Source organism: Fibrella rubiginis, from assembly GCF_017353185.1.
GTDB classification, from domain to species: domain Bacteria; phylum Bacteroidota; class Bacteroidia; order Cytophagales; family Spirosomataceae; genus Fibrella; species Fibrella rubiginis.
The window spans coordinates 262683-286071 of sequence record NZ_JAFMYV010000007.1 but is presented as its reverse complement, the minus strand read 5'-3'; the positions used below and the strand labels follow the sequence as shown (position 1 = coordinate 286071).

General features: G+C 51.0%; 24 protein-coding genes. 14 read left to right on the top strand and 10 right to left on the bottom strand.

Going from position 1 to position 23389, the window contains the following annotated elements; translation table 11 throughout:
* Positions 1–7: 7 nt before the first annotated feature.
* On the bottom strand, positions 8–919 hold the full coding sequence (locus J2I47_RS15535) for an ROK family protein (RefSeq protein WP_207365499.1): 912 nt from the start codon (positions 917–919) through the stop codon (positions 8–10).
* 185 nt (positions 920–1104) lie between these two features.
* Between J2I47_RS15535 and J2I47_RS15530 the strand changes: the two genes are divergently transcribed.
* The 3 genes from J2I47_RS15530 to J2I47_RS15520 are packed head-to-tail and all read left to right on the top strand — an operon-like array spanning position 1105 to position 2801.
* Positions 1105–1446, top strand: a complete 342-nt coding sequence (locus J2I47_RS15530; RefSeq protein WP_207365498.1) for a PadR family transcriptional regulator — start codon at positions 1105–1107, stop codon at positions 1444–1446.
* Positions 1447–1448: 2 nt separating this feature from the next.
* Positions 1449–2105, top strand: a complete 657-nt coding sequence (locus tag J2I47_RS15525) for a hypothetical protein (protein WP_207365497.1) — start codon at positions 1449–1451, stop codon at positions 2103–2105.
* Positions 2106–2108: 3 nt separating this feature from the next.
* Positions 2109–2801 (top strand): hypothetical protein, encoded by a 693-nt coding sequence (locus tag J2I47_RS15520; RefSeq protein WP_207365496.1) that lies wholly within the window; start codon positions 2109–2111, stop codon positions 2799–2801.
* Positions 2802–2881: 80 nt separating this feature from the next.
* Here the strand turns inward: J2I47_RS15520 and J2I47_RS15515 are convergent, their stop codons facing one another.
* Positions 2882–3913 (bottom strand): T9SS type A sorting domain-containing protein, encoded by a 1032-nt coding sequence (locus tag J2I47_RS15515; RefSeq protein ID WP_229374645.1) that lies wholly within the window; start codon positions 3911–3913, stop codon positions 2882–2884.
* Positions 3914–4083: 170 nt separating this feature from the next.
* On the opposite strand from J2I47_RS15515, the gene J2I47_RS15510 reads away from it, so the two are divergent.
* The 4 genes from J2I47_RS15510 to J2I47_RS15495 all read left to right on the top strand — a co-directional run bounded on the left by J2I47_RS15510 (position 4084) and on the right by J2I47_RS15495 (position 9537).
* A complete protein-coding gene (locus J2I47_RS15510) occupies positions 4084–6063 on the top strand; it encodes a sensor histidine kinase (RefSeq protein ID WP_207365495.1) in 1980 nt (659 codons plus the stop codon).
* Positions 6064–6183: 120 nt separating this feature from the next.
* Complete coding sequence (locus J2I47_RS15505; protein WP_207365494.1) at positions 6184–6870, top strand: response regulator transcription factor; 687 nt, start codon at positions 6184–6186, stop codon at positions 6868–6870.
* A 107-nt stretch (positions 6871–6977) separates the two neighbouring features.
* Positions 6978–7952, top strand: coding sequence for a porphobilinogen synthase (gene hemB, locus J2I47_RS15500; RefSeq protein WP_207365493.1), 975 nt, complete (start codon positions 6978–6980; stop codon positions 7950–7952).
* A 247-nt stretch (positions 7953–8199) separates the two neighbouring features.
* Positions 8200–9537 carry a dihydroorotase gene (locus J2I47_RS15495; RefSeq protein WP_207365492.1) on the top strand — a complete coding sequence of 446 codons (1338 nt, stop codon included), beginning with the start codon at positions 8200–8202 and terminating at the stop codon, positions 9535–9537.
* A 119-nt stretch (positions 9538–9656) separates the two neighbouring features.
* Here J2I47_RS15495 and J2I47_RS15490 read toward each other — a convergent pair whose 3' ends face one another.
* The 8 genes from J2I47_RS15490 to hisH form a co-directional block, all read right to left on the bottom strand.
* Positions 9657–10364 carry a VIT1/CCC1 transporter family protein gene (locus J2I47_RS15490; protein WP_229374643.1) on the bottom strand — a complete coding sequence of 236 codons (708 nt, stop codon included), beginning with the start codon at positions 10362–10364 and terminating at the stop codon, positions 9657–9659.
* Positions 10365–10375: 11 nt separating this feature from the next.
* Complete coding sequence (locus J2I47_RS15485) at positions 10376–10711, bottom strand: phage holin family protein (protein ID WP_207365491.1); 336 nt, start codon at positions 10709–10711, stop codon at positions 10376–10378.
* Between the two features lie 92 nt (positions 10712–10803).
* Positions 10804–11418: a bifunctional phosphoribosyl-AMP cyclohydrolase/phosphoribosyl-ATP diphosphatase HisIE gene (hisIE, locus tag J2I47_RS15480; RefSeq protein WP_207365490.1), complete on the bottom strand. Its 615-nt coding sequence runs from the start codon at positions 11416–11418 to the stop codon at positions 10804–10806.
* A gap of 59 nt (positions 11419–11477) precedes the next feature.
* The gene (hisF, locus tag J2I47_RS15475) at positions 11478–12239 is read right to left on the bottom strand and encodes an imidazole glycerol phosphate synthase subunit HisF (RefSeq protein ID WP_207365489.1); all 762 of its coding nucleotides are present in this window, start codon (positions 12237–12239) and stop codon (positions 11478–11480) included.
* Positions 12233–12661 (bottom strand): GNAT family N-acetyltransferase, encoded by a 429-nt coding sequence (locus tag J2I47_RS15470; protein WP_207365488.1) that lies wholly within the window; start codon positions 12659–12661, stop codon positions 12233–12235. Before J2I47_RS15470 ends, hisF begins: the two co-directional genes overlap by 7 nt.
* Entirely contained in the window at positions 12658–13380 is a 723-nt protein-coding gene (gene hisA, locus J2I47_RS15465) for a 1-(5-phosphoribosyl)-5-[(5-phosphoribosylamino)methylideneamino]imidazole-4-carboxamide isomerase (RefSeq protein WP_207365487.1), read from the bottom strand. Before hisA ends, J2I47_RS15470 begins: the two co-directional genes overlap by 4 nt.
* Positions 13380–13832: a four helix bundle protein gene (locus J2I47_RS15460; protein ID WP_207365486.1), complete on the bottom strand. Its 453-nt coding sequence runs from the start codon at positions 13830–13832 to the stop codon at positions 13380–13382. The genes hisA and J2I47_RS15460 overlap by 1 nt, the downstream gene beginning before the upstream one ends.
* A gap of 68 nt (positions 13833–13900) precedes the next feature.
* On the bottom strand, positions 13901–14485 hold the full coding sequence (gene hisH / locus J2I47_RS15455) for an imidazole glycerol phosphate synthase subunit HisH (RefSeq protein ID WP_207365485.1): 585 nt from the start codon (positions 14483–14485) through the stop codon (positions 13901–13903).
* 307 nt (positions 14486–14792) lie between these two features.
* Between hisH and J2I47_RS15450 the strand changes: the two genes are divergently transcribed.
* The 7 genes from J2I47_RS15450 (at position 14793) to J2I47_RS15420 (ending at position 23375) form a co-directional block, all read left to right on the top strand.
* Positions 14793–15767, top strand: a complete 975-nt coding sequence (locus tag J2I47_RS15450; RefSeq protein WP_207365484.1) for a GDP-mannose 4,6-dehydratase — start codon at positions 14793–14795, stop codon at positions 15765–15767.
* Positions 15768–15940: 173 nt separating this feature from the next.
* Positions 15941–18232, top strand: coding sequence for an SLBB domain-containing protein (locus J2I47_RS15445; RefSeq protein WP_229374641.1), 2292 nt, complete (start codon positions 15941–15943; stop codon positions 18230–18232).
* A 2-nt stretch (positions 18233–18234) separates the two neighbouring features.
* Positions 18235–19299, top strand: coding sequence for a GNVR domain-containing protein (locus J2I47_RS15440; RefSeq protein WP_207365482.1), 1065 nt, complete (start codon positions 18235–18237; stop codon positions 19297–19299).
* Positions 19292–20665, top strand: coding sequence for a lipopolysaccharide biosynthesis protein (locus tag J2I47_RS15435; protein ID WP_207365481.1), 1374 nt, complete (start codon positions 19292–19294; stop codon positions 20663–20665). The genes J2I47_RS15440 and J2I47_RS15435 overlap by 8 nt, the downstream gene beginning before the upstream one ends.
* Positions 20666–20675: 10 nt before the next feature.
* Positions 20676–21800 carry a DegT/DnrJ/EryC1/StrS family aminotransferase gene (locus tag J2I47_RS15430; RefSeq protein ID WP_207365480.1) on the top strand — a complete coding sequence of 375 codons (1125 nt, stop codon included), beginning with the start codon at positions 20676–20678 and terminating at the stop codon, positions 21798–21800.
* Positions 21769–22200, top strand: coding sequence for a GNAT family N-acetyltransferase (locus J2I47_RS15425; protein ID WP_207365479.1), 432 nt, complete (start codon positions 21769–21771; stop codon positions 22198–22200). The genes J2I47_RS15430 and J2I47_RS15425 overlap by 32 nt, the downstream gene beginning before the upstream one ends.
* On the top strand, positions 22197–23375 hold the full coding sequence (locus tag J2I47_RS15420) for a glycosyltransferase family 4 protein (RefSeq protein ID WP_207365478.1): 1179 nt from the start codon (positions 22197–22199) through the stop codon (positions 23373–23375). The genes J2I47_RS15425 and J2I47_RS15420 overlap by 4 nt, the downstream gene beginning before the upstream one ends.
* Positions 23376–23389: the final 14 nt, after the last annotated feature.

Sequence of the window (23389 nt, the reverse complement as noted above, 5' to 3'; positions counted from 1 at the left end):
GCCCCTACTAAAAACACAACGACGCGGCACCCAGCAGGCCGGCATCGTTGCCCAGCGTGGCGCGGGTTACTTTCAGGCCGTCTTTGTAATAGGGTGTGAGCCAGTAGTCGAGTTGCTTGGTCACGGCGGGCATGATGTAGTCGAAAGAGGCCGAGAGACCGCCGCCAATCAGAATTTGCTTGATGTCGAGGATACGCACGAGCGACACCAGGCCTTCGCCCAACATGTCGCCTACTTCGCCCCAGATGGCCAGCGCCAGGGCGTCACCTTCGGCAGCAGCGGCTACCAGGCCTGTGGTTGAGATGCTGCCGTCGGCGGGAAGGGTGGTCTGGCCTTTGTAGCTTGCCCGGCGGGCAACGGCTAGTTCAAGCAGTTCTTTCTTGCCGATGTTGCGCTCCAGCACCTTACCATTCCGTGAGGGGATGTGGCCCGGCTCCATGGCGTTGCCGTCGCCACCCACAAATACTTTTTTGCTGATGATGGCCGCCCCGCCCACGCCCGTGCCCAGCGTAATGAAGATGTAGTTTTCATCGTTCATGTCTTCCACAAAATAGAATTCGCCCAGCGCGGCCGCGTTGGCGTCATTTTCAAGGAAAAACTCAACGTCGGGAAAGCGTTTGGTCAGGATATCGACCATTGGCACACCGTTCAGTTCGGGAATGGCCGTGATTTCGAGGGGGGTTGTGCGCTCGCGGTTGATCATGCCGGGCAGACCGATACCCACTTTCTTCACCTCCTTGTTGGCATACAGCTCCACAGCGATGGCATCGGCAAACTGATCCATGAAGTGCCCTGATTCGCGCCAGCTATCGGTGTCGTGGCTATAGAAATTGGTGATTTTACCCGATTTGGCGTCAATAACGCCCATTTTGACGTTCGTGCCGCCAACGTCGATACCCAGATACTGAACTGAAGCCATGAATTGATTTACGATTTACGAGGTATGATTTACGATTTGTTTCGGCTGCTCACCACCATCCGCTGAACAATGACAATGTACTACGCCGACAGTTGACCGTAGATGAATATGCTAAAGTACGGAAGGGCGAAAAAATTATATACCTAAGATTTCGAGGTATATAATTTTTGAGTATACTTGCATTCATGAACAGCACCACCCAACACGTACTGAAAGGCAGCTTATCCGTGATTATCCTGAAGTTGCTGGAAGACCGCGAACGGATGTATGGCTATGAAATCACGCAACAGGTAAAAGCCCTTACCGCAGGCGAGATGGCCATTACGGAAGGAGCACTCTACCCCGCCCTGCACAAACTGGAAGCCGAAGGCCTGCTCACCACCGAAACCGAAGTGGTAGACGGCCGGGCGCGCAAATATTATTCGCTCACTAAAGACGGACAGCAACAGTCGGTCAGCCGAACGTCTGAATTACGCGCCTTCATGGAAAACCTGAACACAATCCTGAACCTGAAACCAGCTATTTAGGCATGAAACTGACTCATAAACAGCTAATTATTCTTAATCACGACTTGTATTCTCGGGTTAACATTAAGTACGACCATTTAGGGGAAGAGTTGCTGGATCACTACGCCACGCTGACGGAAGAAAAGATGGCAGCAGGCCAATCCTTCTACGAGGCAAGCACCACTGCCTGGCAGGAGTTGGGCGATGGCACGGGCATACGGCAGATTCAGGACGATTACGAGGCCGTTACTAAAAAGCAAGTTCGGGCGCGACACGTGGCCATCATGAAAAGCTATTTCCGCTGGCCTATGGTGATAGCGACGGTACTGGTAAGCGCGATATTAGGCACCGTCTACAGCAACTTACCCGCTGATTTGGCGAAAATCATAAATTACCTATTCGTTTTTTTGCCTGCTGCTGTCATGTTAGCAGCCTGGATTCCATACTATCGTAACAAAGACAGCCGCCAAAAACTGGTCTGGCGCTACATTTCCAATAATGGTAGCTGGCCGGTCAACATGGCCAATCTTTTTCTCATTATGACAGATAATGAGCGCATTCTGGTACCCTTCACCACACACTTAAGCGTTACTGCATTGCTGGCAGGTGGCGTGCTTTTTCAGGCCATTTGCCTAGCTGAGCTTACCCGCGAAACGTTCTATTATAAGCCTGTTTTTTAAGCCATGCCACTGAACCCTACACAAATCGCGCTGATTGACAAACACTTACGAAGTGATAACTGGCTATTGAACAGGGTATTAATTGCCGAATTGACGGATCATTATCAGGAAGCCATTGCAATGTATATGGCCGAGAGTAAAACTTTTGACGAAGCATTACGAGCCGTACACACCGACTTTGGTGGCCGGAAAGGTTTGCTAGCGATGGAGGAGAATTTTGAGTTAGCCCGGCACAAAGACGCCCGTCGATTATTATCAGACAAGCTAAAAAGCTACCTACGCTGGCCCCGGCTGCTTTTTACACTGGTTGTGATTAGCTCCGTGGCGTATCTGGCCTGTAGCCCGGTAGCTACTTATTTTTTTGATTATGTACCCTTTTATGCCAGAGCCGCGGCTGTAGGGCACTTTGCAATACTGCTGCTTGTGCAGGGGTATAAACTGATTAGAAAGCGTCCTACGCTCCTGAATCGGTATAACTTCTTTGCCTTGTATAGTGGCTATGGCATCATTATCTATGCAGGCATGTGGCCTCATCTGATTTTCGACCGCTTTGAAACGGGCAACTTCGCCAACCACCATCCCATCTTGTCATCGCTGACTGTGATTGCGGTTATTCTTTACGAGGCCGCCGTCATTGATTACCTGGACGCACTGGCCCAACGCACCGCCCGCCTGAAAACTGCCAGCCGTGCATAACCAAAAATGCCCTGCCGACGTCGGCAGGGCATTTTTGCACATAAACGTATTGGGTTTCCGAGACCTAACACGTTTGATAATTATTTCGCGGATTCATCCTTTCGGATCATCACTCGGCGTACGGCACCGTCGTCGTTTTGAGTAACGGTGACGAAGTAGACTCCCTCGGCTTTTCTGCCTAAGTCAACCTGACCGACAAATTCACCAGCGAAGTCTTTCAGCTCACGGTGAGCTACTTCTTTGCCTTTGGGGTTTGTTACCACAATGCTCACATCGCCTTTAGCAGGGGCGTTAAACCGTACATTCAGCATGTTGCGGTCGGGGTTACTGGGATACGCGTCCAGGCCACGCACGGTCGATGGTTGGTTAGCGCCGCTTCGGTTCCAGGCCTCGAACGGGCGGGCCAGCTGCCCTTCCAGATCAGCTGCCCAGTCGCCCCGATTCAATTGGTCTACCATGGGCTGGAAATCGCGCCGGAAATTGTATTGAAACCGACGCAGGCCACTAGCCAGTGAATCCATTTTACGGCGGTCTAAGCGTAGACGGCGCAGTTGCCGACCCAGTGTGTCGAAGTGGGCCATCGAAGAGTCGTCTATGTACACGTCGACGTTGGTGTCAACATTACCGCGAAGTGGGCGCGGAGCACGCGGCGGGCGAGGGGGCCGTGGCGCTTTATAGGCGTAACCTTCTACGCGCCGATCAGTGTTGTTGTCATCTGGCCTTGTTTCAATGGTTTCTACTTCCGTGCGGTTCATGCCGTTGCGGTTGCGCAAAATCACACGGTCTTCCTGCACGCCAACCCTACCCGACGGGCCTCCTTTGCCTTCCTGGGCATATTTACCTTCCATCGTAACCGAAATCTGACTGTCTTTGCCCTTGCGTGTAGCCCGAAGTGAATCAATCAGCTTATTCACAATGGCATCGCGGCGGGCATCGGTCATGCCATCGGCACGGTAGGTACGTTCAATTTCGCGGATATCGTTTCCACTGCGCTCGGTTACTTTCAGACGCAGTTCGCCGGGCTTATTGGCGTCTGTCTGCGCGTGGGCAACGGTGGCCATCAGGCTCAGCCCCAGGGCGAACTGCAGGCTTTGTTTCACTGTTTTTTTCATGATAGTCAGCTACTGAAAGGGGTTTGTTTGCTAACGAGTTAGCGACGGTTTGCGGCTGTTAAAAGTTGTTAAGCCCATACCCCTGCCGGTGAGGTTGGCGTACTTTTAATGGTTGTCTGCTAAAGATGGCTGCCCGGCGAGCGGCGTTGCATGGATTTGCCAAAAATAATATGTCCACCAATCGTATTCGTTGGATTGTCTGTTTGATGGCCGTGGGGCTACTTGGTTTAGTAGGGTTTCAACTTTACTGGATCAGTAACGCCCTTCACCTGCAGAAAGAACAGTTCGACTATAAAGTGACCGACGCCCTCCAGGAAGTGGTCCGGACGCTGGAACGGCAGGAGATTCAGTATCAGGCCCGGCAGCGGCTAAACGCTCAGGAACAACACCAGCAACTGATTGCCATTGGCAAGGACACACCCAAAGCGACACAGTCAGTGGCGGCACAAAGTCCAGTGGTGTTCCGCAAGCCCGAGCGCCGGACCGCCCCGGCAGTTCCGCGGCGGCCGAAACAACGCCCCGCCCCGCCCTACATGGCCAGCGAGGGTGTTCCGGGTACGGTTACGATCCAGATGGACGCGCTCCAACCCATTCAGCGGCAACTGACGCCCGAACAGCTTCGTACCGTAGAAGCCTTTTACCGGCAGCAGGATGAGCTGGTAGCGGCAGGCGATATTGAAGCACAACTTATTCAGCAAGAGCGCTTTAGTCGCTGGATCGATCAGGTTCTACAAAGCCACGTTAATGATTACCTGCGGTCGTCGTCGGGTTTGGTGGTTCCCGATTCGGTAGCCCGGCTGACGTCGCCCGGTGCTGTGAAAGCCGACAACGGCCGCTTGCTGGCGCGCGTGAAACGCAATCGAAAAATAACGGGAAAGCCCACGCTGACATCAACAATGACGATGCCAGCCCCACCCAACGGGGCAGCCAACAAGCCCGCTAATGGCACCTCGGTGGCCGATCAGTCGGAGGCAATCAAAGCTATTTTCAGAGGTATGATGTTTTCTGACCGCCCCCTGGAAGAACGCGTCGACCGGTTTACGCTGGATACGTTGCTGCGGCAGGCGTTACAGGAGCGCGGCATCGCCATTCCGTTCGATTATGCCGTGCGGAGTAAAGACCGGCCACAACTTCTGTTCGTATCAAATGGGGCTTCGGGTGGGTTAGGAGACGCCAGCGAGGCAGACAAACGCTTTCAAACAGCGGGTTATAAAGCAGCTTTGTTTCCAAACAATCTGCTCGAAACCAACAACTACGTCTACCTATTCTTTCCCAATCAGCAGGCGTTTATACTTGAACGGCTCACGGCCACGCTGGCGGGATCGGCCATCCTGATTTTAGTAATTATGGCCTGCTTCTACATCGCCATCAGCACCATTCTGCGGCAGAAAAAAATGGCCGACATTAAAAACGATTTCATCAATAACATGACTCACGAGTTCAAAACGCCTATTTCGACCATCTCCCTGGCCGTAGACATGGCGCGCGAGCAACTGAATCAGCCCGCCCCAATGGCGCTGGCGGGTGGCGGGCCTGTAAACGAAAATCCACCCGTTGCCGACCGGCTGAATCGGTACATTGGTATTATCCGCGACGAAAATCAACGGTTAGGCTCACACGTGGAAAAAGTACTGCAGATGGCTATGCTCGACCGGGGGGCTATTCAACTGAGCCTGTCGTCGGTGAATGTGCATGACGTGATTGAGAAGGTAATTAACAGCGTGGGCCTCCAGATTGAGCAGCGGCAGGGCGAACTGGACCTGGAATTCGATGCTACCAATGAACTCGTGGAGGCCGATGAAGTGCACCTGACCAATATGCTCTATAACCTTGTCGACAATGCCATTAAGTATTCACCCGACCAGTTGTCGCTACGCATCCGTACGCGTAACACTACGTTGCCATCGGGACAGGAAGCGGTGGGTATTGCCGTGGCTGATAAGGGGTTAGGTCTTACAAAAGAACAACAGGGCCGTATTTTCGAGACGTTTTATCGCGTACCTACCGGCAACCGCCACGATGTAAAAGGCTTTGGCCTGGGATTGAGTTACGTAAAGAAAATGGCCGAAGAGCACCACGGTCTGATCACCGTTTCCAGCACCCCCGGCGAAGGCAGCGAATTTGAAATTGTTATACCAACGTTTAATTAGTGAATGAGTGACTGAGCGAATGAGTGAATAGCTTGGAGCGCTTCGCGCATGTGTTTTACTATGCGCGAAGCGCTCCAAGCTATTCACTCATTCGCTCAGTCACTCATTCACAATTTCCTTATGCCCTCAATCCTACTTGTTGAAGACGACCCGAATCTGGGCCAACTCACGCAGGAATACCTGACGATGAAAGGCTACCCCACCGACCGCGCCACCGACGGCAACGCGGGCCTGCAACAGTTTATGGCGGGGCAATATGACCTCTGTATTCTGGACGTGATGATGCCCAAAAAAGACGGCTTCACTCTGGCCAAAGAACTCCGCATGGCGGGTCGCGACGTGCCTATCATCTTCCTTACGGCCAAGTCGATGCAGGAGGATACTATCCAAGGACTGCGCGCCGGGGCTGACGATTATATGACCAAGCCGTTCAGCATGGAGGAGCTTTTGCTCAGAATTCAGGCCATTTTGCGGCGCTATCAACGCACCGGTAGCGTGCCCGACATGAACGTCTACCAGTTCGGCTCGTTCCGGTTCGACTACCCCCATCAAATGCTGTTTCGGGAGGGAGAACCCGCCGGGCAACGCCTCACCAGCAAGGAGTCGGAACTGTTGAAACTGCTGGCCCAAAACCTCAACCAGCCTCTTAGTCGCAGTTTTGCCTTGAAAATGGTCTGGGGCGACGATTCCTATTTCAACGCTCGTAGCATGGATGTCTATATCACTAAACTGCGCAAATACCTCAAGGAAGATGAGCGCGTTCAGCTCGTAAACGTGCATGGAGAGGGATTTAAATTAGTGGTGTGACGGTTGTTCAGGTGTTTATTGCTTTGTCTGTTTGGTTGTTGAGAACTCTTATGCAAGGGGGCTTCGTCGGTAACAGACAAACCAACAAACAGACAAACTAATAATCAATGGATAGTCTCCGTCGTCCCCGCCGCAACCGCCAGTCGGGTGTGTTGCGCGATATGGTGCAGGAAACGCGCCTGCATGTCTCTGATTTTATTCTGCCCCTGTTTGTGCTTGAAGGGCGCAACCTGCGTACCGAAGTAGCCTCCATTCCGGGCATTTTTCGGCATTCACCCGATCTGCTGCTGGACGAAATCGGCCGCTGTATTGACCTGGGAATCAAGGCATTTGATCTGTTTCCAAACCTGTCTGACGACAAAAAAGACCGCACTGCCAGCGAAAGCCACAACCCCGACGGGCTGTATCTGCAAACGATTCAGGCGATCAAAACAAAGTACCCCGATGTACTGCTCATGACCGACGTAGCCATGGACCCGTATAGCTCAGACGGGCACGACGGGCTGGTGGAAAACGGCGTGATCCTGAACGACGAAACGCTGGAAATTCTGGCCCGAATGGCTGTAGCCCAGGCACAAGCCGGTGCTGATCTGATTGGCCCGTCGGATATGATGGATGGGCGCGTGGGCTACCTGCGGAAGGCGTTGGACAATGCAGGGTTCAAGCACGTGGGCATCATCTCCTATTCGGCGAAATATGCCTCTGCGTTCTACGGTCCTTTCCGTGATGCCCTAGCCTCGGCACCCAAATTTGGCGACAAGAAAACGTACCAGATGAATCCTGCCAACAGCCGCGAAGCCCTCATTGAGGCGGAGCTTGATACGCAGGAAGGTGCTGATATACTGATGGTTAAGCCCGCCCTAACCTATCTGGACATTATTAGTTTGTTACGTCAGAACAGTCAGTTGCCCATTGCCGCTTACAACGTCAGCGGGGAATATGCCATGATTAAAGCCGCCGCCCAAAACGGCTGGCTCGACGGCGAACGCGCCATGATGGAGTCATTGATGTCTATCAAACGCGCCGGTGCCGACGTAATTTTGACGTATTTTGCTAAAGAAGCCGCGCAATTGTTAGCGTAAAAAAGGGTTTTTGGATTTCGGGCTATCTGAGTCGTTGTCGCTTGGCTCTTGCCGAGTGACCCATATCCAAGGGCCTCCGGTCCGTACTTGGCCTTTGAAACAGGTTGGCCTAACTACATCAAGTTCGACCCACGGGCCGGAGGCCCTTGGATATGGGTCACTCGGCAAGAGCCAAGCGACAACGACTGCAAACAAAAATCCTGTTCATCCCGAAATCCTGATAATCCTGTCAAAAAACCCTTTTCCGATGCCCAATTACCTCATCCGCAACGCGCAACTCATTAACGAAGGCACCAGTCAACAACTCGACCTGCGCACTGAAGGCGGGTTCATTGCCGAGATAGGCGCATCTGTTTCGGCGCGGGCGGGCGACGTGGTGATTGATGCCCAGGGGCAATATCTGTTGCCGGGCGTGATTGACGATCAGGTGCATTTTCGGGAGCCGGGCCTGACGCATAAAGCCACCATAGGCACTGAGTCGCGGGCGGGCGTGGCGGGGGGCGTGACCACGTTTATGGAAATGCCCAACACTGTGCCCAACGCCTTGACGCAAAAGCTTTTACAGGACAAGTACGACATTGCCGAACGGACTGCCTTTGGTAACTATTCGTTCTTCATGGGCGCCTCCAATGACAACCTGGACGAGGTGCTGCGTACCGATCCGGCCACAGTTTGCGGGGTGAAAGTATTTATGGGTTCGTCGACGGGCAATATGCTGGTGGACAACGTACAAACGCTGGATGCGCTGTTTCGGGAGTGCCCTATGCTGATTGCTACCCACTGCGAAGACGAGGCCACCGTGCGGGCCAATGCAGAACGCTTCCGAACCGAGTATGGAGAAGATGCTCCTGCCTGGATTCATCCTCTCGTGCGCGATGAACTGGCCTGTTTGCGGTCGTCGAGCATGGCGGTAGAGCTTGCCAGGCAGCACAACACCCGGCTACACATTCTGCACCTGACTACCGCCGACGAGCTTTCGTTGTTCCGAAATGATGTAGCGCTAAGCCAAAAGCGCATCACGGCCGAAGTATGCGTACATCACCTCTGGTTTTCGGCTGATGATTACGAACAGCTTGGTAATCAGATCAAATGCAACCCGGCTATCAAGGCGCCGCATCACCGCGCCGCCCTCTGGGAGGCCCTGCTTGACGACCGCCTCGACATCATCGCCACCGACCACGCGCCGCACACCTGGGCTGAAAAACAGCAGCCCTACTGGCAGGCACCGTCGGGCTTACCGCTGGTGCAACACCCGCTGTTGCTGATGCTGGAAGCAGCCAGACAGGGAAAAATTTCGCCCGAAAAAGTGGTGCAGAAAATGGCCCATGCGCCCGCCGATTGTTTTCAGATTGACCGTCGGGGCTATCTGCGCGAAGGCTACTGGGCTGATCTGGTGCTGGTTGACCCCAACCAGGCCACCCATGTCACGCCCGAATCGATTCTCTACAAATGCGGTTGGTCGCCCCTGACGGGCCAAACCTTTGGGCATAAGATTACCCACACATTTGTGTCAGGTGAACTGGTCTACGCTAACGGTGATTTCCAGGTGGAGCGGGCCGGGCAGCGGCTGGCGTTTGTGCGGTAGATTCTTTTAGACAGGGTTAGCAGGATTTTGGGCTATCTGAGTCGTTGTCGCTTGGCTCTTGCCGAGTGACAACGACTCAGATAGCCCAAAATCCTGCTAACCCTGTCTAAAAAAACTTTTCACCCACCTACCAAACGCGCAATGCCAAAGGCGGCAGCGGCGGCAAGGGCGCCGATGAGCATGACCTTCAGTGCCCCACTTACCGGGGGTTGGCCGGTAACTTTGCTTTTGAAATAGCCGAAAATGAACAAGCAAAGCAGCGTAATGCCCGCCGAATAGAGCAGGGCCTCGTGTGGGCTTTTGATCAGAAAGTAGGGAGTCAACGGAATCAGGCCACCCACCACATACGACAGCCCGATGGTAAAGGCACTTTTGGTGGCTCGGTTGGGGTCGGGTTCGTCGAGGCCAAGTTCGTACTTCATCATAAAGTCGACCCACTTCACTTTGTCTTTGGCAAGTTCGTCGGCGATGGTGATTTGCAGAGCGGGGCTGAGACCCATTTCGGCGAATACTTCACGTACTTCTTCCTTTTCCTTTTCGGGTACCGATTCCACTTCGGCCACCTCCCTTCGCCGTTCCGACGAGTAATGGTCGGCTTCGGTGCGGCCCGCCAGATAGCCGCCCAGGCCCATAGCAATGGACCCCGCTACGATTTCGGCAATGCCCGCCGTGACTACCAGCGACGAACTGGCCACGGCTCCACTCAGCCCTGCTGCCAGCGCAAAAGGCACCGTAAGCCCATCAGACATGCCAATGACGATGTCAGAAATTACGTCAGAACTCCGCAGGTGAGCTTCGTGATGGATATACCCAATGTCTGCTGCCAATGTTGGTTTTATTAATTAACGATGGCGTCGATGAGCCAGGTTACAACCGAGACCACGATACTGAACAGCAAGGCGGCAATAAACCCATCCACCCGAAACCCACTGACCAGCGAGGCTGTCAGATATACCATTAATACGTTAAGCACAATCAGGAAAAGCCCCAGCGTCAGGACCGTGATGGGGATGGTCAGAATCGTGAGAATGGGTTTCACGAAGGCATTGAGCAAACCCAACACAATGGCTACAATGAGTGCCGTTTCGAAGTTGGCAACCCGAACACCCGGCACAAACCGGCTGGCAATGTATACTGCCACGGCACTGATGAGAACGCGAATAATAAGACCCATAATGGTAGTTGACGTTTCAGATTGAAGGTTTGTGAATGGGGCAGAAACGTCAGACGTTCAAACGCCGAACGGTAAACCATTGTTTACGGGCGCTATTTGGCGTGTCGCTGTTGCAGGACGTCAATGATCTCGTCGAGGTCGATGTTTTTTTCTTCCAGCAGCACCAGGTAGTGAAACAGCAGGTCGGCGGCTTCTCCCCGAAACAGGTCATCGTTGTTGTCTTTGGCCTCGATTACCAGTTCCACGGCCTCTTCGCCCACTTTCTGCGCAATCTTGTTCACCCCTTTTTTAAACAGCGATGCCGTGTAGGATTGGTCTGATGGGTTCACCTTCCGGTCATGGATAATGCCCTGCAGGTAGTTCAGAAACTGCCCCCGGCCTGGATTGGCCCGTCCTCTATTCACTTCGGCAAAACAGGTGTCGGCCCCGGTATGGCAGGTTGGGCCATCGGGAGTAGCTTTAATGAGCAGCGTGTCGCCATCGCAGTCGACCAGCAACTCCCTCACATGCAAGAAGTTAGACGACGTTTCGCCTTTGGTCCAGAGGCGCTGTTTGCTGCGGCTGAAAAAGGTTACGATGCCTTCAGCCTGCGTTTTTTCGTAGGCTTCGGCGTTCATGTAACCCAGCATCAGCACCTTACCGGTTTGGTCGTCCTGCACCACAGCAGGCACCAGCCCATCCGGCGATTTTGTAAAGTCGATTGTCATATGTGTTTGGGGCCACAGCGTTACACAGAGGCAGAGGAGTTACGCTGTGGCCCAGTTTTTTAAATGGTCAACCGCATCGGAATACCCTTTCCGGCGAGGTACTGTTTTAGATCGGGAATGCCGATTTCCTTGAAGTGAAAAATGCTGGCGGCCAGTCCGGCGTCAGCTTTTCCGGTGGTAAATACGTCCGTAAAGTGGGCCATCGTACCCGCCCCGCCAGAGGCAATCACGGGAATGTTGGCTGCGCCTGACACCGCCGCCGTCAGTTCCAGCGCAAAGCCTGCCTTAGTGCCGTCGGTATCCATCGAGGTCAGCAGAATTTCGCCCGCTCCCCGTTCTTCCACCTCCTTTGCCCAGGCCAGCGTCCGCAACTCAGTTGGTTTCCGCCCGCCATGCGTGTGTACGATGTGTTCACCGTTACTATACCGCGTGTCGATGGCCACGATGATGCACTGTGATCCAAATTCGAGGGCTAACTCATTGATCAGAGCTGGGTTGCGTACCGCCGACGAATTAATGGAGACCTTATCGGCACCCGCGTTGAGCAGGGCCGACACGTCAGCCACAGACGAGATGCCGCCCCCCACCGTAAACGGAATGTTGACCGCGTGGGCCACTCGCCGCACCAGATCAAGCAGCGTTTTGCGCTCATCGACGGTAGCGGTAATGTCCAGGAAAACCAGTTCATCAGCCCCTTCGGCGGCGTAGATGGCCCCCAGCTCAACGGGGTCACCGGCGTCGCGCAGGTTCACGAAGTTGGTGCCCTTCACCGTGCGCCCGTCCTTAATATCGAGGCAGGGAATAATTCGTTTCGTCAGCATGGCTCGTAAGCGGTGAAGAATTTAATGAACATCGTGTTCTCCGGATTTTCGATGGGCCGAAAACCAAACGGCTCATACAGGCCGTGTGCATCCTGCGTCACCAGCATCAGGCGGCGCAACCCCTGCAAGGCGGGATGCGCCATGACAGCGGCCATCAGCTGTTTGGAAAACCCTTTACCCCGGTGTTCGGGCAAGACAAACACGTCGGCGAGGTAGCCAAACGTAGCATAATCGGTTACCACCCGTGCAAAACCTATTTGTCTGTTTTCCAGGTAAACGCCAAAACACAGCGAGTTGTCAATAGACCGTTGCACCGTTTCCAGCGGAATATTCAGGCACCAATACGCTTCCGTGCTCAGAAACTGGTGAATCATCGGTACAGCAAGCCGGGCCTTGTCAGTACTTATCTCGATGCTGTTCATTGCTGATTAAACTGCTCTAACTCTTTTAATGTCACGCGGCCTTCGTAGATCGCCTTGCCCACAATGGCTCCGAACAGGCCCATATCGGCCAGTGTTTCCAGGTCGCCCATGTTGCTCACCCCCCCACTGGCGATGATGTTCAGGTTGGGCGAACGGTCTTGCAGGTTGCGATACAGATCGAACGAAGGGCCTTGCAGCAACCCATCTTTGGCCACGTCGGTGCTGATGGCATAGGTTATGCCCTTTTCCAACCAGTTGTCCACAAAATCGTAGACCCAGATGTGTGTATCTTCTTCCCAACCGCTCACGGCCACTTTTTCGTTCTTGGCGTCGGCACCCAGAATTATGGCCCCGGCCCCGTAGCGGCTAAGCCACCGCTCGAACACGTCGGGTTGTTTCACGGCAATGCTCCCGCCCGTTACTTGTTTAGCCCCGCATTCAAACACAATCCGCAGGTCATCGTCTGACTGTACACCTCCCCCGAAATCGACATGGAGGTTCGTTCTGGACGTAATCAGCTCGAGCACTTTATAATTGATCACGCGTTTTTCCTTAGCCCCGTCGAGGTCAACGAGGTGCAGGCGCGTCAGCCCGGCGTCTTCAAACTGCTGCGCCACCTCCAGCGGACGGGCGTTGTATTCTTTTTTCTGGGCATAATCGCCCTGGGTCAGCCGAACGGCCTTCCCGTCGATAAGGTCAATAGCGGGGATGATGTGCATTAGAGAGGCAAGATGTGAGAGGCCAGAGACAAGACCAGGCTACGTCTTAACAGACTTTTCAGAAGTGGGATGGGAAGAAAGAAGGAGCCCAGAAAAGTTGCCGATAACTTTCGTTGGAAGCCGTAGACAACCCGTTGCACTTCCTGAATTTGTAAAGACAGGATTTCCAAGTCAGTTGAGGATAGTAGATTAAGGTCAGCACACAAGATTAATTGGGTTTCTAATTCGTAAGCAGATGATAAACTCATCGATAGAAACCGATGAAAATCTTTGTCTGTCCGGCCTGATCCTTCAGCAATGTTAGATGGTATGGATATAGCAGCCCGACGCATTTGCGAACAGATTCCATAACGCTCATCGGGTAGGAACGTAGCTGTCAATTCATAGACTAGCTTTACCAGAGACCTACTTAATTGCCAGGCTTTCAAATTTTTAAAATTGTGATGTTGCATTGTTTAGAAACGGTTAAGTACGTTGCAAGCTACAGTACATCTTGTTTCTTGCTTCTTGCTTCTCGTCTCTACAATGTCAGGAAATTCTCCAGTATCCGCTGCCCCACATTGCCGCTGATTTCGGCGTGGAACTGGGCGGCGTAGAAGTTGTCTTTTTGGAGCATCGCGCTGAACGGACGCCCGTAGTCGCAGATGGCGGTGGTGTCGGGGCACACGTCGGCGGCATAGCTGTGTACAAAGTACATGTAAGCTTCGGGCGGAATGCCTTCAGCCAGTGGACCGCGCAGGCTGTGCAGGCTGTTCCAGCCCGTGTGGGGCACTTTCCCTGCCGAAGCCGGAAACCGCCGCACGTCGATATCGAAGATACCCATGCAGGCGGTATCGTTTTCTTCCGAATACCGACACATGAGTTGCATGCCTACGCAGGTACCCAAAACAGGCTGTTTCAAACTGGGAATGAGTTTATCCAGGCCCCGTTCGCGCAGATAAGCCATTGCAGTACTGGCCTCTCCCACACCGGGAAAGATAACTTTATCAGCTGCACGGATAGCGGCTTCATCGTCGGTGAGGGTATAGCTGGCTCCAATTCGCTCCAGCGCATACATCACCGACTGCACATTGCCCGCGTTATATTTTATAATGACTGTGTTCATATATCTAACGGAGCGTTGCTCCGTTCGTCTCAGTGTAAAAAACGGAGCAAATCGGGCTGTGCGCCCCACTCCGTTAGACAATAAAAAAACCCGGCTCTGATCAGAACCGGGCTAGATAATGTGGTGCAATCACAAAGCCAACTCCATCGTTCTGCGTTAGGCAACGAAGGTTACGTGGACACGATGGCTGGCTGAGCGACGAAGCATGACGCAAAATTACGGCACCCCGCCCGAAACTCCAACCCCTATGCAGGCGTGGCAAGGTCCTTGCAAGCCATTACCTTTACAGTGCAAAGACCAACAACCCATGAAAACAGCCTTGATTTGCGGCGTTTCGGGCCAGGATGGGGCCTACCTGGCCAAACTCCTCCTCGAAAAAGGCTATACCGTATATGGTGGCTCACGCGACGCCCAAATGTCGTCATTCCGAAATCTGGAACGCCTGGGCATCCGGGAAGCCGTAAACCTGCTCTCCATCAATATCCATGATTTCAGGTCAGTGCTGCAGACGCTGCTGAAAGTTAAGCCCGATGAAGTCTATAATCTGGCGGGACAAAGCTCGGTCAGCCTGTCGTTCGACCAGCCCGTGGAGACACTGGAAAGCATTAGCGTGGGCACGCTTAACCTGTTGGAATCCATTCGGTTCAGTGAACAGCCTATCCGGTTTTATAACGCGGGTTCCAGCGAATGTTTCGGTGATACCGGCACCCTCGCCGCCGACGAACAAACCCCGTTTCGGCCCCGTAGCCCCTATGGTGTTGCCAAAGCAGCAGCCTTCTGGCAGGTAGCCAATTACCGCGAAGCCTATGCGCTGCACGCCTCGACAGGGATTTTGTTTAATCACGAATCACCCCTGCGGCCAGAGCGGTTTGTCACCCAAAAGATTGTATCTACGGCCTGCCGCATTGCCGCTGGCAGTGGCGAGACCCTCAAGCTGGGTAACATCGACATTGCCCGCGACTGGGGCTGGGCACCCGACTACGTAGACGCCATGTGGCGGATGCTACAGCAGGACGAGGCCGACGACTATGTCATTGCCACGGGTCATACGCACACCCTGCGCGAGTTTATTCAGGCCGTTTTCGCCCAGCTCGACCTCAACTGGAAAGAACACGTCAGTACCGACATGCAGTTTTACCGGCCCACCGATATTGCCGAAGGGCACGCCTATCCCATCAAAGCGCGGCGGCAGTTAGGCTGGTCGGCCAGTCACCGTATGGACGACGTGGCCCGGCTCATGGTCGACGCCATCCGGATACGGCAACAACCCCAGCCGGCTTAGGCAGCGGAGCTATTTTTCGGGTAAAGGGTCGTAGCTTTGCGGCCTTATTGGTGGCTTCATGGCCGATTGGTATGTCCGTAAAAAACGTTTCATTTCTTTTTCTGCCTCGCTCTCTTCACGCTCACATCCGCTTGTTTATCAGCGTGTTGGCTTTTTGCATCAGTAGTGTGCCAATGATAGCTCAGTCGCGGGTCGACCAGTTGTCTGATGATCAGGTGGTGGAATTCTACCGCCGCGCCCAGGCTAGTGGACTTAGCGAAACGCAAATTGAGCAGGCAGCTATGTCGCAGGGCTATACCCTGGATGATATTACCAAAATGCGCCGCCGTCTTGTTCAGATACGGAGTCAGGCCGGACGGGGTAACCGGAGTAACAGTTCTTTCGACACCAGCGCCGTGCGCACCAGCCCCACGGGTCTTTCGCGCCGGGCAGACACACTTGGGCTACCCCGCCTGGATTCGGCCTCCCTGCGCCGGAGCCGGGTATTTGGTGCCTCGCTATTCCAGAACGCCGGCCTTTCTTTTGAACCCGACATCCGAATCGCCACGCCAAAAAATTATATCGTTGGCCCCGACGACGAGATTCTGCTGGATATCTACGGTGCGTCGTCTGAGAATTTCCGCCTTCGCGTCACGCCCGAAGGCACTGTCAAAATTCCCAACCTTGCTCCCGTTCAGGTTAGTGGACTTACGGTTGAGCAAGCTGAGCAGCGCATCATTGCCCGGTTGAAGCAGGGTGGCTTCAAAGACCTGGGCACGGCAGGCAGCGGCACCTATGCCTCGGCCTCGGTAGGCAAAATTCGCAGCATCCGCGTCACGCTGGTGGGTGAGGTGGTGCGGCCGGGTACCTACACCGTCTCCTCACTGGGCTCGGCGTTTAATGCGTTGTATCTGGCGGGTGGGCCAAACCCTGAAACAGGTTCCTTCCGGCGTATTCAGGTGATTCGGGGCAACCGGGTGGTGCGCACCATTGACCTCTACGACTTTTTGCTCCGCGCCGATCAGCGCGACAACATCCGGCTGCAGGATCAGGACGTAATTCGGGTGGCCGAATACCAAACCCGCGTAGACATGCAGGGGGAGGTGCGCCGGCCATACCTGTTCGAGTTGCTGCCCGGCGAAACCTTCCAGACATTGCTGAACTTCGCGGGTGGGTTCAACGACGAGGCCTATACCGCGTCGGTTTCGGTGCGGCGCAATACCGCCAAAGAACGGCAGGTGATCAACCTTACACCCGATGAGTTCGCCAGATTTACTCCGCAACGGGGCGACCGCTTTACCGTAGGCCGCATTTTAAACCGTTACGAAAACCGGGTGCAGGTGGTGGGTGCCGTCATGCGCCCCGGCGATTATGCCCTGGAGCCGGGCCTGACCACCGTGGGCGAGTTGATCCGCCGGGCCGACGGCCTTCGGAAAGACGCCTTCACCAACCGAGCAACCATTTTCCGTGAGCGTGACAACAGCGAAACGGAGGTCATCCCGTTTGATTTAAAGGCCTTGCTCAACGGCCAGACTGCTGATATTGCCCTTCGTCGTCAGGACAGCATAGTCGTGCAATCTATTCGTAACCTGCGCGAAGCTTATTTCGTTACCATCCAGGGGGCCGTTAACAGACCTGACACCGTCGATTTCGCCACCAACATGACCGTGTCTGACCTGATTGCGCTGGCGGGCGGTTTTCAGGAAGGAGCTTCGGCCAACCGCGTCGAGATTGCCCGCCGCCTGCGGGGAGACACTACGGCTGGTCATACCAACACTGAGATTTACCGTTTTTCGCTCGACCGTTCACTGCAGTTGAACGAAGCCGACGCCCGGTTTGTGCTGCAACCGTTTGATATTGTTTATGTCCGTACCCAGCCTTTCTACGAAGCCCAGCAGCAGGTTTTTGTCAACGGCGAGGTCATGCACCCCGGTCTTTATGCTATCCTGAGCCGTACCGAACGTATTGCCGATCTGATTCAGCGAGCCGGGGGCCTCAAACAGGATGCCTATTTGCCGGGTGCCCAGTTTATTCGTAATCGTCAGGTGGTGGGTACCAATATTGCAGCAGTGATGGGTAACCCAAAGATTGAAGGCAATCTGCTACTACAGGACCGTGACACCCTGCTGATTCCCCGCCGGTCTGATCTGGTTGGCGTGCAGGGAGCCGTGCTGAACCCTACTACGGTTAGTTACGAGCAGGGCATGAACCTGAAAGACTATATTTCCTTGTCAGGTGGTTTTACCGAAAATGCCCGTGTGAGCCGTTCTTACGTTGTGTATCCCAACGGCCGGAAAGACCGCACCAAGCATTTTCTGGGTCTAAAAAAGTTTCCGAAGATCCAGCCAGGGTCTACCATTGTTGTTCCATTTAAGCCTATGGATGACCGAAAACTAACCCCATCTGAGCGGATTGGTACGTTTTCACTCATTGGTACGCTAGCCGCCACGCTCACGACGATCATCATAAACCTGACCCGGAAATAAGTATGTCTGTCACCGAACAGAACCGGCCGATATCCAGCGATGAAGACGATGTGGTGTTCACGTTAACACTGGCCGACATCCTTGCCTTTCTGAAGCGTAGCCGTCGGGCCATGCTGGTTGGCGCACTAATCGGCGGGCTGCTAGGAGCGCTGTATGCCTTTAACAAACCCAATGAGTACACCTCCCAGGTAACGCTATTACCCGAAATCCAGGCCAAAAGCGGGGGTACTATGGGTGGGCTAAGCTCGCTGGCGGGTCTGGCCGGCATCGATATCAACGGGTTGAGTGGAAACGCAGATGCAGTCCGGCCCGAGCTGTACCCTACTGTGCTGCAGAGTGTTCCCTTCGCGCTGGCCATAGCCAAGCAGCCCGTCTATTCTAAAGAGTTTAAAAAGACTCAATCGCTGGAGGCGTATCTGGAAGCCAAAAACGAGCCGAATTGGTTTAGCCGTCTCTTTGCAGGGTCAACCGATTCCACGTCGGCCACTGGCTTCGGACCCAACACGGGGGCCCTACGTCTGACCAAGCAGCAGGATGAGCTTACCAAGATCATTCTGGCACGGGTACTGGGTACCTACGATAAGAAGTCAGGTGTGCTTACCATCAGTACCACCATGCCTGACCCAATTGTAGCCGCATCAACAACTCAACAGACTCTCGCGTACCTGACCGACTACGTTACTGGTTATCGTACAGAGAAGGCCCGGATGGAAGTCGATTTTCTGACCAAGCAGGTGGCAGCAGCCAAACAACGCTACCAACAGGCCGAGTACGCCCTTTCGGCCTACCGCGACCAGAACCGGAGTGTTTACCTGAACACAGCCAAAATTGAAGAGCAGCGTATACAGGCTGAATTTTTACTGGCGCAGGACCTGTACAATGCCCTTTCGAAGCAATCAGAAATGGCCAAGATCAAAGTTCAGCAAGACACCCCCGTCTTCAAGATACTGGAGCCTGCCCAGATTCCGTTGAAGAAGAGTGCACCCAAGCGAACAATCATTGTATTGGTTAGCGTAATTGCAGGTATGGCCATAAGCCTCCTCTACTCATTTTTTCGTCGTGATTAATAGTTTACGTAACAGCGTTGGGCACATTAACACACGGCTGAAAACTATTCATCCGCGTACACAAAATGCCTTACTAAATAGTTTCTGGGGACTACTGATCAAAGGAGGTGGTATGGCCATAAACTTAGTGATGGTTCCACTCACATTATCTTGCCTAGATAACAGTACGTTTGGTGTTTGGACTACATTAAGCTCGTTGTTAATGCTGCTAGCTTTTTTTGATATTGGGCTGGGAAATGGTCTAAGAAACAAGCTAGCTGTTGCTCTCTCAACAAATGACATAGGTTTAGCGCAGTCATACGTTAGCACAGCATATGTAATGTTCGGTGGGATTCAACTCATTTTAATAGCTCTGTTCACTATTACAAACACAATTATACCGTGGGCAACAATACTAAATACCACAGTACCTAATTCAACCCTAAAAAATCTTGCCTTAGTCTTATTTACAGGTATTAGTATTAAACTCTTGCTCGACTTATTAACATTTGTATTATACGCTCGGCAGGAATCAGCTAAAGCAAATCTATTGATTTTTTTGACTAATTTACTTTCTTTATTAGGACTATTGATTTTAATACATTTTAAGGAAGGAAACTTATTTTCGCTAGGGATAATCACTGCTTTCAGTCCTGTTTTTTTGCTTATTATTGCTTCAATATTTCTATATAAGGGTTCTTTAAAGCATATTAGGCCATTTATCTATTTATATCGCAGAGAGCATGTCAAAAGTTTGCTTGGTATAGGATCTAAGTTTTTTTTAGTACAGATAGCAGTCATCGTTATCTTTTACAGCGATAATCTAATAATTACACAGTTGTTTGGTCCCACAGAAGTAACAAGTTATAATATAGCGTTCCGGTACTTTAATGTTATAAATACCCTTTTCGCAATCGTCATAGCGCCTTATTGGTCTGCATTCACAGAAGCACATATGAAGGGTGAATATCATTGGATGCGTACAATTTATAGGCGTCTGTGGTGGTTCTGGGCAGGAGCGGTTGGCCTTGTGATAGTTGGGATTATCTTTGCTTCATCTGTCTACGAAATCTGGGTTGGAGATCGGGTACAGATACCTACCATGCTTAATGTTTGTATGGGATTAAGCGTCATCGTTGCTTGTTTTAATAATGTAGCTGTGGTGGTAATCAATGGGTTAGGCAAGATCAAACTTCAGCTAATATTATCGTTCTTGTCGGCAACTATCAATATACCTTTGTGTGTTTTTTTAGGAAAACATTTAAACATGGGTAGTACTGGAGTTATTCTAGCTACAAGTTTATCACTGCTTTGTGGTTCGGTAGGTAGTGTTCTTCAGGCACATCGTTTATTAAACAGATCAGCAACCGGTATTTGGGCTAAATAATTTTTGCATTATGGAATTTGTCAAAAAGTTACCAGTTTATGAACCGTCCCTAACGGGTAATGAAAAAAAGTACGTCATGGACTGCCTAGATACGTCATGGATTTCATCGAAAGGAGAATACATAAATAAGTTTGAATCTGGCTTAGCTGAATACCTGAGTGTGAAACATGCTACAGCGGTTTGTAACGGTACAGTGGCACTTCACCTTGCTTTAATTGCTTTGGGTATCGGACAGGGAGATGAAGTTATCGTTCCAACGTTAACTTATATAGCCTCAGTTAACGCTATTGCCTATACAGGCGCTACACCAATATTTGTAGACTCCCTAGCGGATTCCTGGCAAATGGATCCAGCCGATTTCCGACGTAAAATAACAGCAAATACCAAAGCAGTTATGTGCGTTCATTTGTACGGACATCCCTGTGATATGGATAGCATTCTTCCTATTGCACGTGAACATGATTTGTTCGTTATTGAAGATTGCGCTGAATCGCTTGGTAGTTTATATAAAGGAAAACACACAGGCACGTTCGGTGATATAGCTACATTCAGCTTTTATGGTAATAAAACCATCACTACTGGCGAAGGTGGTATGGTCGTTACTAATGATGAAACACTTCACGATCGCTGTGTTCATTTTAAAGGACAGGGTCTTGCTAAACATCGTCAATACTGGCATGATGTAATTGGTTACAATTACCGAATGACAAATATTTGTGCAGCAATAGGATTAGCTCAGCTGGAACAAATCGATACATTTTTATCGAAAAAACAACAGATTGCATCTTGGTATCGAGAAGGATTAAACGGTTCTTCTCTGACACTACATGAACCTGTAGGCGACATCTATCATGCTTACTGGATGTGTTCCGTTTTAGTGCATGAAGCTAAAGACCGTGATGTTCTACGTAATCACTTAGAGAAAAAAGGGATTGAAACCCGACCATTATTTTATCCAGTACATACAATGCCAATGTACTCGCAAAAATTTGCTCGATTTAAAGTAGCTGAAAATTTAGGCTGGCGCGGCATGAATCTACCTAGCTACCCTGGACTAACGTATGAAGATGTAACCTACATCGTTGATTCCCTTTTGTCTTTTTATGCAAATGCGCCAATTTCAACATATAAGTAAGGATAATCTCATTTTATTGAATGATTTTCTCGCTAGGTTAGGTGAAGGGGTAAGGTCATTCAGATACTTTGAGAAAAGGCCGCTCGAAGTTGTAGTTGACCATCTACTAGCAGTTGTTTTGGTTGATGAAACATCGGGACCATTAGCTTATGGTCATCTGGAGCGTGAGGATGGTGTTTTATGGCTTGGTATAGCTGTAGCAGAAGAGCAGAAAGGAAAAGGTATTGGCAAGCTAATGATGCACTATTTGATTAATTTCGCTAGGGAACATAACGAGAAAACCATTAATCTGACTGTTGACAAAAGTAACGCTGTTGCCGCACACTTGTACGAATCCTTTGGTTTTGTTATTTCTGACGAAAAACATAACTACTACAAGTACGTTTATCAAATACCATGAAAATTTTATATTACATAGCTGATTTAACACAGAGTAATGGAGGAATAAGGCAATACGCTTGTGCTTTATTAAAATTATTGGCTCAAGAACGAAACAACGAGTATTATGTTTTAACACAAACAAATGATCCAATTATTACATCCATAATACAAGATAATGCGAATGTAATTTTAATTCCTAATAATCTAGCTCGCGAACGAAGTTATGAAAAATTAATGCGTCAATTTATTGGAATAAGTGCTCTGCTATCAGACAAATATACCAAGTTTAAAAATAGTACAATGTTTAGCCGTACGCAACGCTTATGCAACAAATATAACATAGACATAGTATATTGTCCATATCAGTATATTCCTAACACAGATAGAAAAACTGTTTCTACTCTTCATGATGTACAAGAGTTACATTTTCCCGGCTTTTTTACGCCTCACGATCGTTTGCACCGGGCCGCTATTCACAAGACAATTACCGAACGAGCAACTTTAATTGTTGTAAGTTACGATCATATAAAAGACGACTTGATAAATTATTTCTATCGCACAGAAGAGAACGTTTTGACGTGCCTGTTAGATATGAAAAATTTATGGTTTGACGAAATAAAACCTGACCAAATAATAGACCTATCATCTTACAATCTACCTGATTCTTTTATATTTTACCCCGCTGCCATGTGGCCTCACAAAAATCACATTGGCTTAATAAAAGCGATTGCGTATCTACGAACTATTTATTCTTTAAAAATAAATATTGTATTCACAGGTCACAAGCATAATCACTATGAGGTAATAAAAAATGAAGTACATAATCTGAGAATAGAAGACCAAGTCTATTTCCTTGGTATAGTTGATGAGTTAACTTTGTTCAGCCTGTATCATGCTGCTCAGGCAGTTGTTGTACCAACCCTTTATGAAGCAGGTAGTTTTCCACTTATGGAAAGTATCATAATGGGTGTACCAGTTATTGCTTCTAACGTAACCTCGTTACCTACAGCCATGGGCGATTCTCGTTTCCTATTCGACCCCACCAATACAGTCGATATGGCTGAAATGATTAAGCGTATCTGCACAGACACCGCCTTTATAGATGCTAATCTGCTGAATAGCCAGAAACAAGCTGTTAACCTGCGTGATTCCGGTGCTCTAAAAAAGATTTCACAGGCGCTGACACAAATATAAATAATACACATTAA